The 13,340-nt window shown below is 72.7% G+C and carries 10 protein-coding genes; 7 read left to right on the top strand and 3 right to left on the bottom strand.

Annotated features, from left to right (window positions below; genetic code table 11):
- Positions 1–48 precede the first annotated feature (48 nt).
- The gene (locus ACWCP2_RS26140) at positions 49–3,345 is read right to left on the bottom strand and encodes a S41 family peptidase (RefSeq protein WP_450911015.1); all 3,297 of its coding nucleotides are present in this window, start codon (positions 3,343–3,345) and stop codon (positions 49–51) included.
- 213 nt (positions 3,346–3,558) lie between these two features.
- Here ACWCP2_RS26140 and ACWCP2_RS26135 point away from each other — a divergent pair, with 213 nt between their 5' ends.
- Together ACWCP2_RS26135 and ACWCP2_RS26130 are read left to right on the top strand one after the other, a co-directional pair.
- Complete coding sequence (locus tag ACWCP2_RS26135; RefSeq protein WP_450911014.1) at positions 3,559–4,149, top strand: TetR/AcrR family transcriptional regulator; 591 nt, start codon at positions 3,559–3,561, stop codon at positions 4,147–4,149.
- 140 nt (positions 4,150–4,289) lie between these two features.
- Positions 4,290–6,503 carry an MMPL family transporter gene (locus ACWCP2_RS26130; protein WP_450911013.1) on the top strand — a complete coding sequence of 738 codons (2,214 nt, stop codon included), beginning with the start codon at positions 4,290–4,292 and terminating at the stop codon, positions 6,501–6,503.
- An 86-nt stretch (positions 6,504–6,589) separates the two neighbouring features.
- On the opposite strand, the gene ACWCP2_RS26125 is transcribed toward ACWCP2_RS26130, so the two are convergent.
- Positions 6,590–7,027, bottom strand: coding sequence for an SsgA family sporulation/cell division regulator (locus ACWCP2_RS26125; RefSeq protein ID WP_450911012.1), 438 nt, complete (start codon positions 7,025–7,027; stop codon positions 6,590–6,592).
- A gap of 195 nt (positions 7,028–7,222) precedes the next feature.
- Here ACWCP2_RS26125 and ACWCP2_RS26120 point away from each other — a divergent pair, with 195 nt between their 5' ends.
- The 5 genes from ACWCP2_RS26120 (at position 7,223) to ACWCP2_RS26100 (ending at position 11,630) form a co-directional block, all read left to right on the top strand.
- Positions 7,223–8,278, top strand: a complete 1,056-nt coding sequence (locus ACWCP2_RS26120; RefSeq protein ID WP_450911011.1) for an energy-coupling factor ABC transporter permease — start codon at positions 7,223–7,225, stop codon at positions 8,276–8,278.
- A 1-nt stretch (position 8,279) separates the two neighbouring features.
- On the top strand, positions 8,280–9,041 hold the full coding sequence (cbiQ, locus tag ACWCP2_RS26115) for a cobalt ECF transporter T component CbiQ (protein ID WP_450911010.1): 762 nt from the start codon (positions 8,280–8,282) through the stop codon (positions 9,039–9,041).
- Positions 9,029–9,835, top strand: a complete 807-nt coding sequence (locus tag ACWCP2_RS26110) for an energy-coupling factor ABC transporter ATP-binding protein (RefSeq protein ID WP_450911009.1) — start codon at positions 9,029–9,031, stop codon at positions 9,833–9,835. The genes cbiQ and ACWCP2_RS26110 overlap by 13 nt, the downstream gene beginning before the upstream one ends.
- A gap of 79 nt (positions 9,836–9,914) precedes the next feature.
- Positions 9,915–11,087, top strand: a complete 1,173-nt coding sequence (locus ACWCP2_RS26105; protein ID WP_450911008.1) for a serine hydrolase domain-containing protein — start codon at positions 9,915–9,917, stop codon at positions 11,085–11,087.
- A 69-nt stretch (positions 11,088–11,156) separates the two neighbouring features.
- A complete protein-coding gene (locus ACWCP2_RS26100) occupies positions 11,157–11,630 on the top strand; it encodes a YbaK/EbsC family protein (protein WP_450911007.1) in 474 nt (157 codons plus the stop codon).
- Between the two features lie 8 nt (positions 11,631–11,638).
- Here ACWCP2_RS26100 and ACWCP2_RS26095 read toward each other — a convergent pair whose 3' ends face one another.
- On the bottom strand, positions 11,639–13,285 hold the full coding sequence (locus ACWCP2_RS26095; RefSeq protein WP_450911006.1) for a penicillin-binding transpeptidase domain-containing protein: 1,647 nt from the start codon (positions 13,283–13,285) through the stop codon (positions 11,639–11,641).
- Positions 13,286–13,340 lie beyond the last annotated feature (55 nt).

Below are 13,340 nucleotides of genomic sequence, written 5' to 3'. Positions count from 1 at the left end.
GGTGCGACCCGCCGTTCCGGGTCGCACCCCTTCCTGTGTGCCCCGCGCTCACCCCCGCGGCGGGAGCTGCGGCCGGCGCCGGTCCGGTACGTCCGTGTAGCCGGGCGGTACCGCCGCCGGGTCCTGTTCCAGCAGCTCCAGCGCCAGGTGCACGGCGTCGTCGAGCTGCGCGTGCCGCCCCTCCGCCCAGTCGAGCGGGGTGCGCAGGATCGGCAGGTCGGGCTCGACGCCGTGGTTCTCCACGGACCAGCCGTACTCGGGGAACCAGGCCGCGTTCATCGGGACCGTGATCACCGTGCCGTCGCCCAGGGTGTGCCGGCCGGTCATGCCGACCACCCCGCCCCAGGTGCGCTGGCCGACGACCGGGCCGAGCCCCAGCAGCTTGAAGGCGGCCGTGATCATGTCCCCGTCGGAGGAGGTCGCCTCGTCGGCGAGGGCCACGATCGGGCCCCGGGGCGCGTTGGAGGCGTAGGAGACGGGCTGCGCGTTGCGGGTCAGGTCCCAGCCGAGGATGGAGCGGGTCAGCTTCTCCACCACCAGCTCGCTGATGTGCCCGCCGGCGTTGCCGCGCACGTCCACGAGCAGGGCGGGCTTGGACATCTCGGCGCGCAGGTCGCGGTTGAACTGCGCCCAGCCGGAGCCGCCCATGTCGGGGATGTGCAGGTAGCCGCACTTGCCGTCGCTGACCTTGCGGACCACCTCGCGGCGTTTGGCCACCCAGTCCTGGTAGCGCAGCGGACGGTCGTCGATCAGGGGGACGACGGCCACCCGGCGGGCGCGGCCCTGTCCCTCCGCGGGCTCGAAGGTGAGCTCCACGGTGGTGCCGCCGGCCGCCGACAGCAGCGGGTACGGCCCGGTGACCGGGTCCACCGGCCGGCCGTCGACGTGGGTGAGGACCGCGCCCTCGCGGATGCCGGTGCCCGCCAGCGGGGAGCGGGCCTTGGAGTCGGAGGACTCGCCGGGCAGGATCCGGCCGACGACCCAGGCCCCGTCGCGGGGGAAGAGGTTGGCGCCGAGCAGGCCGATGGCCCGCTGGTAGTGCGGGGGCCCTTCGTTGCGGCGGGCCGGGGACACGTACGCGTGCGAGGTGCCGAGCTCGCCGAGGACCTCGCGCATCAGGTCGGCGAACTCGTCGGGGGAGGCGACCCGTTCGACCAGGGAGCGGTACTGGCGCAGCACCCCGTCCCAGTCGATGCCGCACATCTTCGGCTCCCAGAAGTAGGCGCGGATCAGCCGCCCGGCCTCCTCGTAGGCCTGGCGCCACTCGGCGGCCGGGTCCACCTCGTGCAGGATGCGCCGCAGGTCCAGGTAGACGGTGGAGTCGGAGTCCCCGGACTCCGTCGCCGGTACGGCGCGCAGGTCGCCGTCGTCGTTGACCACGAGCCGGGTGCCGTCGCCGCTGACCGCGAACCAGTCCAGCCCGGAGGCCAGCTCCGTCTTGCGGGCCTTGGTGAGGTCGAAGTACTCCAGCGTCGGCTTGCCGCTGGTGTCGGCCGGATTGGCGAAGGTCTCGCCGAGCGCGCCCGAGATCGGCCAGCGCAGCCACACCAGCCCGCCGCCGCTCACCGGGTGGAGGGCCGAGTACTTGGAGGCCGACACCGGGAAGGGCGTCACCCGGCTCTCCAGTCCCTCCACCTCCACGGTGACCGCGCCGTCGCCGGACTCCGAGTCCCCCTCGACCGGGTCGAGCCCGCCCGCCGCCGGGCGGCCGTCGGGGGAGAAGGCGAAGGGGGAGGGGGTGGCCGAGGACAGCGGCACCAGGTACGGGCGGCAGCCCAGCGGGAAGGACAGGTCGCCGGTGTGGACGTCGTAGACGGGGTCGAAACCGCGCCAGGACAGGAAGGCGAGGTAGCGGCCGTCCCGGGTGAAGACCGGATTCTCGTCCTCGAAGCGGCCGTTGGTCACGTCCACGATCGTGGGGGAGCCGGGCCCGGCGATCTTGGCCATCTTGATCTGGCGCAGCGAGCGGCCGATGCCCGGGTGGGACCAGGTCAGCCAGCAGCCGTCGGGGGAGAAGGCGAGGTCGGTGACGGGCCCGTTCTCGGACCGGATCAGCTCGCTGGCCTCCCCGTTGGACTCCTCGGTCGCGTCGATGAGCAGCAGGCGCCCGTCGTTGGAGGCGATCGCGAGCCGCTCCCCGTCCGGATCGGAGAGCAGCTCCAGTACGCGGCCCAGCGCGCCGGAGGCGAGCCGGCGGGGCTCGCGGTCGCCGGAGGCGCGGGGGAGGTAGGCGATCTCGATCGCGTCCTCGCCCTCGGCGTCGGTCACGTACGCCACCTGGCCTCCGCTGCCGAGCATCTCGGGCAGCCGGACCCGTACGCCCGGGGTGTCGGCGATGGTGCGGGCGGGCCCGTCGCGGTGGGTGAGCCAGTACAGGCTGCCGCGCACGACGACGGCGCTGGCCCGCCCGGTGGCGTCCACGGACAGGGAGTCGACGTGGCTGGCGGCCGGGACCTGGTAGGTGCGGCGGCCCGCGCGGGGGCCGCCGAGGCGGACCTCCAGCTTGCGCGGGGAGGCGTCCGGGGCGAGCGACTCCACGATCCACAGGTCGCCGGCGCACTGGTAGACGATGCGGGAGCCGTCGCTGGAGGCGTGCCGGGCGTAGAACTCCTCGTGGTCGGTGTGCCGGCGCAGGTCCGTGCCGTCGGGCAGGCAGGAGTAGACGTTGCCGATGCCCTCGTGGTCGGAGAGGAAGGCGATCCGGCCGTCCACGAACATCGGTGAGTCCAGGTGGCCTTCGACGCCCTCCAGCAGCCGCTCCCCGTGCAGCCACAGCCGTCCGGTGGCGCCGCCGCGGTAGCGCTTCCACGCGGCGGGCTCGTGCGGGGGCTTGCCGGTCAGCAGCAGGGTGCGCCGCTCGCCGGGCTCCTCCCCGGCGGCGGGCTCCTCGTGGACGGCGATGTCGGAGACGGGCCCCCAGGGGAGCCGGCCGCCGGGGCTGCCGTCGGTGGGGATGGTGTACGCCCAGGCGAAGTAGGAGAAGGGCTGGCCGTGCGAGGAGACGGCCAGGATGTCGCTGCGGCCGTCCTTGTCGGGCGGGGTCCAGCCGCAGACCCGGGTGTCGGTGGAGCCCCAGTAGCTGAGGCGGCGCGCCGGTCCGCCGGAGACGGGGGCGAGGTGGATCTCGGGGTCGAGGCTGCGCCAGGTGGTGAAGGCGATGTGCCGGCCGTCGGGGGAGAACCGGGGGTGGCCCACCCGGGTCCGGTCGACGGTGATCCGCCAGGCCCGGCCCGCGGGCTCTCCGGGGGGTACCAGGGGCGCCACCCAGAGGTCGTCCTCGGTGGCGAAGCACAGCAGATCGTCGTGGAGATGGGGGAACCGGAGGTACGCCGCGTCGTGACTCACCCCCCAATGCTTTCCGCGCGGAGGGGGGCTGGCAACTCGTACAGGTGATCCATGCGGCCTCCGGCGGGGGCGGCGGAGGGCGCTCGGGACGTGACCGACACCACGCCCCAAGCGAAACGGAACGGTTTCGTTTCGCTTGGGGCCGGGGTATGGTCTCTCTATCCGTACGAAACGGTTTCGTTCGGTTGGGCAAGGTCGGGAGGAGACGCCGGGATGGTCGATGAGGTCATGTCGCGTCGCAGCCGGATCACCCCCGAACGGGAAGCCGAACTGCACGGAGCGGTCCTCGACCTGCTCCGCGAGGTCGGCTACGAGGCGCTGACCATGGACGCGGTCGCCGCCCGTACGAAGTCCAGCAAGGCCACCCTCTACCGCCAGTGGGGGAGCAAGCCCGAGCTGGTCGCGAAGGCCCTGCGCTGCACCCAGCCGGTCTCCCTCCGGGAGATCGACACGGGCAGCATCCGCGGGGACTTCGGGGTCATGATCGAGAACTCCGACGACGCCCAGATGGCGAAGGACACCGCGCTGATGCGGGGCCTGACCCACGCGGTGCACGAGAGCCCCGAGCTCCACAAGGCGCTACGGGACCTGCTGGTCGATCCGGAGATCAACGGTCTGCAGGAAATGCTGCAGCGGGCGGTCGCCCGGGGTGAGATCGCCCCGGACTGTCCGGCCCTGGCCTTCGTTCCGCACATGCTCATCGGGGCGTTCATCGCCCTTCCGCTCATCGAGGACCGGCCCGTCGACCGGACCTTCCTCGGTGACTTCATCGACGCCGTGGTCTTCCCCGCCCTCGGCGTCTGATCCCCCACCCCCCTTCCCCAGGGGTGCGCCCGCGCTGTCCCCGCGCTCGATCCTGCCTGCTCCTGACACGCCGCTCTCGTCGTCGGAACGGCATTCCATGCCCTGATCCATCCCACGACCCGAACGGGAGAACCACCGACGTGGCCACCTTCCTCTACCGACTCGGCAGAGGCGCCTTCCGGCGCCGCCGATTCGTCGCCCTCGTCTGGGTGGCGCTGCTGTTCGTCGCCGGTTTCGGCGCGGCATCCGCGTCCGCACCCACCTCAGGCTCGTTCTCCATACCCGGCACGGAGGCCCAGAAGGCCTTCGACCTGCTGGACCAGCGCTTCCCGGGGATGGCCGCCGACGGCGCCACCGCCCGCATCGTGATCAAGGCCCCGGCCGGCGAGAAGGTCGACTCCGCGGCGGTCAAGCCCCAGGTCGAGAAGATCGTCAGTGAGCTGAAGGACGGTCCGGGCAAGGACCAGATCTCCTCGGTCACCAGCCCGTACGAGGCCAAGGCCGTCAGCCAGGACGGCTCCACCGCCTACGTGAGCGTCAAGTACAAGGTCAGCGGCATGGAGCTGACGGACGCCACCCGCGAGGCCCTCACGGACTCCACCACGGCCGCCAAGGCCGACGGGCTGAACGTCCAGATCGGCGGCGACGCCCTGATGGCCGCCCCCGAGACGGGCTCCGGCGAGATCATCGGCATCGCGATCGCCGCGATCGTCCTCGTCATCACCTTCGGCTCGCTCATCGCCGCGGGCCTGCCGCTGCTGACCGCGCTCATCGGCGTCGGCATCGGCATCTCCTCCATCACCGCGCTCGCCAACGTGCTGGACCTCGGCTCCACCACCTCCACCCTCGCGATGATGATCGGCCTCGCGGTCGGCATCGACTACGCCCTCTTCATCGTCTCCCGCTACCGCGCGGAGCTCGCCGAGGGCCGCGAGCGCGACGAGGCCGCCGGCCGGGCCGTCGGAACCGCCGGTTCCGCCGTCGTCTTCGCCGGCCTGACCGTGGTCATCGCCCTGGTGGGCCTGGCCGTCGTCAACATCCCCATGCTCAGCAAGATGGGCTTCGCCGCCGCGGGCACCGTGGTCATCGCCGTCCTCGTCGCCCTGACGCTGGTCCCGGCCATGCTCGGTTTCGCCGGCAAGAAGGTGCTGCCCGCCGGGACCAAGTCCCGCTTCCTCGGCAAGGGCAAGAGCAAGGCGCCCGCCGAAGGCACGGAGGCGAAGCCCAACGGCGGCACCCGCTGGGCCCGCTTCATCCTGCGCCGCCCCGTCATGGTGCTGCTCGCGGGCGTGATCGGCCTCGGCATCGTCGCCGTCCCGGCGAGCAAGCTGGAGATGGGCCTGCCGGACGACGGCGCCCAGCCGGTGTCCACCACCCAGCGCCAGGCGTACGACCTGCTCTCCGACGGCTTCGGCCCGGGCTTCAACGGCCCGCTGATGGTCGTGGTGAACGGGGACAAGGCGCTCGCCGACGCGACGGTCGAGCGGATCAAGGGCCTGGACGGCGTGGCGGCGGTCATGCCGGCCACCCAGAACGAGGCCAAGGACGCCGCCGTCATCTCGGTCATCCCCAAGGACCGTCCGTCCTCCGTGGAGACCGAGGACCTGGTCCACGAGATCCGCGAGGGCAGCGAGAGCGGCAAGGTGTTCGTCACCGGCGCGACCGCGATGAACATCGACTTCTCGCAGAAGATGAACGACGCGCTGCTGCCCTACCTGGCACTGGTCGTCGGCCTCGCCTTCCTGCTGCTGATGCTCGTCTTCCGCTCGATCCTGGTTCCGCTCAAGGCGGCGCTCGGGTTCCTGCTCTCGGTGGTCGCCGCCCTCGGCGCCGTCGTGGCGGTCTTCCAGTGGGGCTGGCTCGGCTCGCTCTTCGGGGTGGAGCAGACCGGTCCGATCATGTCGATGATGCCGATCTTCATGGTCGGCGTGGTCTTCGGTCTGGCCATGGACTACGAGGTCTTCCTGGTCACCCGCATGCGTGAGGCGTACGTCCACGGGGAGCGGCCGGGTCAGGCCGTCGTCACCGGGTTCCAGTACAGCGCCCGGGTGGTCGTGGCCGCGGCCGTCATCATGATCGCGGTGTTCTCCGGCTTCATGGGCGCCAGCGACCAGATGGTGAAGATGATCGGCTTCGGCCTGGCCATCGCCGTCTTCTTCGACGCCTTCGTCGTCCGCATGACCATCGTCCCGGCCGTGCTCGCACTGCTCGGCCACAAGGCCTGGTGGCTGCCGAAGTGGCTCGACCGCGTCCTGCCGAACGTGGACGTGGAGGGCGAGAGCCTGCGCAAGCACCTCGGTGACTCCGCGGACGGCTCCGGTCCCGACAAGGACCGCGAGCTGGCAGGCGTCTGACCCTGCCGCGGTACGCAGGAACGGCCCCGCACCTTCCGGTGCGGGGCCGTTCGCGTGCGCCCGGGACCGGGCGGGTCCGGCTGGGCCTAACGGGTGGCCGCGGGCGCGGGCGCGTACGTACGGCGCAGGAAGCGGCGCAGGGCGGCGATGTCGAACTGGACCACCGCGACGCCCTCCGGGGAGTGGAACTCGACGACGGCCTGGACGCGTCCGCAGGGCCACACGCGTACGTCGCCGGTCCCGGTCGGGGCCTGGAGGCCGGCCTCCAGGAGGGCGCGGGGGAAGACCCACTCGTTGTCGGTGCCCTCGGGGGAGAGGTCGGCCGGGAAGACGATCCGTACGGCCAGCGGCTCGTCGGGGACGAAGCGCAGGGCGACCGGGATGGCGCGGTAGAGCGGATCGTCGGTGATCACGCGGGCGCGGACCCGCTCCTCGACGAAAGGGGCCTCGACGAGGGGGGCCGTGGCGGTCGCGGCTCGGGTGGCGGTGGCACCTGCGGATGGATTCTCGGCGGCGGATGACATCGACAAGACTCCTCGAATCGGAACAATTGCGTCCGTATTGACCCCAGCCTCGCACATTCCCACGAATCCGCACGGGGCTATTTGTGACGCCACCGCTCTTGCCAAGCGTTCGCAAGAAGGCCCTATTCTTGAACGGTTAAAGACTTAGCCAGCTCAACGGACCGTTCGCCGGACCGCAGGAAGCGGAGCAGAACCATGCATGTGCCCGACGGCTTCATCGATGCCCCCGTCTCCATTGCCGCAGGTGTCGCCGCCGCCGGAGCCGTGGCGGTCAGCCTCCGGGGCGCCCGCCGTGAGCTCGACGAGCGCACCGCGCCGCTCGCCGGCCTCGTGGCCGCCTTCATCTTCGCCGTGCAAATGCTCAACTTCCCCGTCGCGGCCGGAACAAGCGGCCACCTCCTCGGAGGCGCGCTCGCGGCGATACTCGTCGGCCCCTATACGGGGGTGCTGTGCGTGTCCGTGGTCCTGCTCATGCAGGGCCTCCTCTTCGCCGACGGCGGCCTGACCGCCCTCGGCGTCAACATCCTCACCATGGGCGTCGTCACCGTGGTCGTCGCCCACGCCGTCTTCCGCGGCCTGGTCAAGCTGCTGCCCGACACCCGCCGCTCGGTCACCGTCGCCGCCTTCGCCGGAGCCCTGCTCTCGGTGCCCGCCGCCGCCACCTTCTTCACCCTCCTCTACGCCCTCGGCGGCACGACCGATGTTCCGATCGCCAAGGTGTTCGGCGCCATGGTCGGCGTCCACGTCCTCATCGGCATCGGCGAGGCCGTCATCACCGCCGCCACCGTCGGCGCCGTGATCGCCGTCCGCCCCGACCTCGTGCACGGCGCCCGCGGCCTGGCCGCCCCGCTGAAGCTGCGCGTCGGCGGCGAACTCGTCGACGCCCCCGCGGCCTCCGCCGCCGTACCGGCCGCCGCCCGCTCCACCAAGCCCGTGTGGATCACCGGCCTGGTCGCCGCGCTGGCCCTCGCCGGCATCGTCTCCTTCTACGCCTCCTCCAGCCCGGACGGACTGGAGAAGGTCGCCGCCGACAAGGGCATCGACCAGAAGGTCACCGAGCACGCCGCCGCCGACTCCCCGCTCGCCGACTACAGCGTCAAGGACGTCTCCGACGCCCGTCTCTCCGGCGGCCTCGCCGGAGTCATCGGCGTGGGCGCGACCGTCCTCGTCGGCACCGGCGTGTTCTGGACCGTGCGCCGCCGCCGCGCCGCCGACCTGACGGCCGCCTCCACCTCCGTACCGGCCGCCTGACGTGGGCGCGGGCCACGCCCACAAGCTCTACCGGCCGGGGCGCTCGCCGGTCCACGACCTGCCGCCGCACTGCAAGCTCGCCGCGACCTTCGGATTCGTGGCCGTCGTCGTGTCCACACCGCGCGAGGCGGTGTGGGCCTTCGGCCTGTACGCACTCCTCGTCGCGGCGACCGCCTTCGCCGCCCGGATCCCGCTCGGCTTCCTGCTGCGCCGCCTCCTGATCGAGGTGCCCTTCGTCGCCTTCGCCGTCCTGATGCCCTTCGTGGCCCAGGGCGAGCGGGTGGAGTTCCTCGGCATGTCGCTCAGCGTCTCCGGCCTCTGGGGCGCCTGGAACGTCCTGGCCAAGGGCACCCTCGGCGTGGCCGCCTCCGTGCTCCTGGCCTCCACCACCGAACTGCGCGCCCTGCTGCTGGGCCTCCAGCGGCTCAGGCTGCCGCCGCTCCTCGTCCAGATCGCCTCCTTCATGATCCGCTACGGGGACGTCATCGGCGACGAGCTGCGCCGCATGTCCATCGCCCGGCGCTCCCGCGGCTTCGAGGCGCGCGGGATCCGGCACTGGGGGGTCCTCGCGAAGACCGCCGGGGCCCTGTTCATCCGCTCCTACGAGCGCGGCGAGCGGGTCTACCTCGCGATGGTCAGCCGCGGCTACGCCGGCTCCATGCCGGTGATCGACGAGGTGGTGGCCACCCGCACGCAGTGGGCGTACGCGGCCGCCCTCCCGGTGACGGCGCTCGCCGTCTGTCTGATGGGATGGACTCTGTGAACGCTCCGAACCCCGTGAACGCCCCGAACCCCGTGAACGCGGCCGTGCCCCCGCCCTCGCTGGAGGTCGCCGGCCTCGCCTACGCCTACCCCGACGGCCACCAGGCCCTCTTCGGGGTCGACCTCACCGTCGGGCACGGGGAGCGGGTGGCGCTGCTCGGTCCCAACGGCGCCGGCAAGACCACCCTGGTGCTGCACCTCAACGGCATCCTGACCGGCGGCGTCGGCACCGTGAGCGTGGCGGGGCTGCCCGTGGAGAAGCGCAACTTCGCCGAGATCCGCCGCCGGGTCGGCATCGTCTTCCAGGACCCCGACGACCAGCTGTTCATGCCGACCGTCCGGGAGGACGTGGCCTTCGGCCCGGCCGCCGCCGGACTGCGCGGCGCCGAGCTGGAGGAACGGGTGCGGGGAGCCCTGGAGCAGGTCGGGATGGCCGCCTTCGCGGACCGGCCGCCGCACCACCTGTCCTTCGGGCAGCGCCGCCGGGTCGCGGTGGCGACCGTCCTGGCCATGCGGCCCGAGATCCTCGTCCTGGACGAGCCGTCCTCCAACCTGGACCCGGCCTCGCGGCGCGAGCTCGCGGACATCCTGCGCTCGCTCGACGTCACCGTGCTGATGGTGACCCACGACCTGCCCTACGCGCTGGAACTCTGCCCGCGCTCGGTGATCCTCAGCGAGGGGACCATCGTGGCCGACGGCAGGACCCAGGACGTGCTGTGCGACGAGGCGCTGATGCGGGCGCACCGGCTGGAGCTGCCCTTCGGCTTCGATCCGCGCTCTGTATCGGTGGGATGAGCACCGTGGTGGGATGAGCACAGCGGTGGGATGAGCACCGCGCCGGCATAAGCGCCGGTCGGAGCTTGTTGCACACCCCGTGGACATCAAGGGTGTGGTGGCGGAGGGCTTCGAGCCCGTCAGGGACGCGTTCGTACGCAACTTCCAGGTGCTCGGCGACCGGGGCGCGGCCGTGGCCGTCTACCGCGACGGGCGCAAGGTCGTGGACCTGTGGGCCGGCACCAGGGACGCCGACGCCGACGCCGGTGAGGGCGCCGAGCCCTGGGCCGAGGACACCGCGCAGCTCGTCCGCTCCGCCACCAAGGGCGTGGCGGCCGCCGTGCCGCTGCTGCTCCAGCAGCGCGGACTGCTCGACCTGGACGCGCCGGTGGGCTCGTACTGGCCGGAGTTCAAGGCGGGCGGCAAGGAGCGGACCCGGGTGCGCGATCTGCTCGCGCACCGCGCCGGGGTCCCCGCCCTGGACCACGGGCTGAGCGCGGCCGAGGCCGCCGACGGGGTCACCGGAGCGCGCGCGGTCGCCGCCCAGCGGGCCTTCTGGGAGCCCGGCACCGCGCACGGCTACCACGCGCAGACCTTCAGCTGGCTGCTGTCCGAGCTGGTGCTGCGCGCCACCGGCCGCACCCTGGGCGGCATCCTGGCCGAGGAGATAGCGGAGCCGCTGGGCATCGACTTCTGGATAGGCCTGCCGGAGGGCGAGGCCCACCGGGTGGGCCGGGTGGCGCCGGTCGATCCGCCCGAGGGCGCGGGCCTGCTGCGGACCCGGCCCCGCCGCAACGTCTCCGAGGCCTACGCCGACCCGGACTCCCTCACCCGCCGCGCCTTCGCCGCCATCGACCCGCTGCCCGACGAGAACGACCCCGCCTACCGGGCGGCCGAGCTGCCGGCCTCCGCGGGCATCGGCACCGCCCGCGCCCTGGCCCGCTTCTACGCGGCCACCATCGGGGTGGTGGAGGACGGCGCCCGGATCTTCACCCAGGCGACCACCGCGCTGGCCGGCAAGGAGCTCTCCGCAGGCCCCGACCGCGTCCTGGTCGTCAACACACGCTTCGGCCCCGGCTACATGCTGCACGGCCCGGCCTCCCCGCTGCTGTCCCCGGCGTCCTTCGGACACCCCGGCCGCGGCGGCTCGCTGGCCTTCGCGGACCCGGAGGCGGGGATCGGCTTCGGCTACGTCACCAACGCCCTCGCCAAGTCGGTCACCGCCGACCCGCGCGCCCAGGCCCTGGTCCGGGCGGTCCGCTCGGCGCTGTAGGCGGGTCTTGCCGATCAGGCCCGCGAAACGGCGTCGCACGGGCGGGGCGGGGAGCGCTAGCGTGCCGTCATGACGACCACCACGCACCCCCTCTTCGCCGAAGCCCTCGCCGCACTGGGTCTGGAGCCGGACGTACGGAGCTTCCCCGACGGCACCCGCACCGCCGCCGACGCGGCCGCCGCGATCGGCTGCGAGCTCAGCCAGATCGTCAAGTCGCTGATCTTCGCCGCCGACGGGGTCCCGGTGCTGGTCCTCATGGACGGGGCCTCCCGCGTCGACGTGGAGGCGGTGCGCCGCGAGCTCGGCGCGGACGCGGTCACCCGGGCGGACGCGGCCCTGGTCCGGGAGACCACGGGCTACGCCATCGGAGGGGTGCCGCCCTTCGGGCACCGCACCCGCACCCGGGTCCTCGCGGACCGTTCCCTGCTGGCCCACGAGGTGGTGTGGGCGGCCGCCGGCACCCCGCACACCGTGTTCCCGATGGACCCGCGCGAGCTGGTCCGGCACGCGGGGGCCGCGCTGGCCGACGTACGGGAGAAGTGACCCCGGGGTCAGCCCGCGTTCAGGACGGCCGCCACGATCGGGCCCGCCGCGTCGCCGCCGTGGCCGCCGCCCTCGACCATCGCCGCGGCCGCCACGTCGCCGCTGAACCCGGTGAACCAGCTGTCCGGGTTCTCCGCCCCGTCGACCTCCGCCGAGCCCGTCTTGGCGCCCTTGTCGGAGCCGTGGACCGCGGACATCGCTCCCTGGGCGGTGCCCGAGGTGGCCGTCAGCTTCATCATCCGCACCAGCTGCGCCGCCACCGAGGGCTTCATCCTCCGGGTGGCCTCGGCGAGCTCGCGGTCGTCCAGGGAGGCCTTGACGACGACCGGCTGGCGGAACACCCCGGTGCGGGCGGTCGCCGTGATCGAGGCCATGGTCAGCGGGTTCATCTGGATCTGGCCCTGGCCGATGTACGCGGCGGCCGCCGCCGGACCGGTGGCGGCCGGGACCTTGCCGTCGACGGTGGGCACGCCGACCTTCCACTCGATGCCCTCGCCGATGCCGAAGACCTCACGGGCCTCGTCCGGCAGCGCGTCGTCGTCGTCGACCGGCTTGATCTGCTTGATGAAGGCGGTGTTGCAGGACTGGGCGAAGCTCGTCGCGAAGGTCTCGCCGTCCAGCTTGAAGCCCTTGAGGTTCTTGAAGGTCCTGCCGCCCCACTGCACCTCGGCCGGACACTCGGCGACCTTGTCCGCGGCCACCAGACCCCGGTCCAGCAGCATCGCGCCGGTCACGATCTTCATCGTGGAGCCGGGGGCGCGGGCTCCGCTGAGGGAGGCCGGGAAGCCGTCGTTGCGGTGGTCCGCGATGGCCAGGACGTTGCCGGTGCTGGGCTGGACGGCGACCACGGAGGACTGCGGGAACTTCAGTACGGCCTTCTCGGCCGCCGCCTGGACGTCCGCGTCCAGGACGGTCCGGATCTCGCCGGCCTTCCCCTCGACCAGCGTGAGCAACGTCCGCCGGGGGGCCTCCTGGGCGGCCGGTTCGATCCACAGCTCGGCGCCGGCCTTGCCGCCCAGCTGCTCCCCGTACTTCTTGCGCAGGCTGTCGAGCACCGGGCGCAGCGAGGGGTACTTCTCGGCCGTCAGCTCCCTGCCCTTGCGGTCGACGGCCTTGACCGGCGGGTTGGGCGGGGCGCCGCCGCGCAGCTTCTCGCCCTTCTGGAGCTGCGGGTGGAGCACCGAGGGCTGCCAGTCGACGAGCGGCAGCCCGGTGGTGTTGCCGCGGACCACGGTCAGCTCGGACGCGTAGGCGAGGGGCTTGGTGACGCCCTCGTAGGTGACCTCCGCCGCGACGGAGTACGCCACCGTGGTGCCGGTCTGCACGCCGGGGGTGATCGCGACCTTGGACACGTAGGCCTTGCTCGTGAACTCGGCCAGGGCGCCCTGCGCCTCGCCCGGATTGTTCGTCAGGTCGGCGCCGGCCCGGGCGTCCCCGGCCGCCCAGGCGGTGAAGAAGGCCTGGGCCGTCGCCGCGGCCTCCTTGTCGCCGACCGGCCCGGTGCCCTTGGCGGGCACCGCCGGGCCGGTCGCGCTCGTGTTCTTGACCCCGCCGTCGCCGGTGTCCCCCACCAGCGAGTACACCCCGTAGACGGCCCCGCCCAGCATCGCGAGGAAGGCCCCGCCGACGACGGCCCCCTTTGCAGCCCCGTTCATTCCCGCTCCCCGTTCCCGTGTCCCTACCCCGGCCCTCGAACACTGAACGTGTTCA

Source organism: Streptomyces sp. NPDC002104 (assembly GCF_053593795.1).
This window is presented reverse-complemented; position numbering and strand designations above follow the sequence as displayed.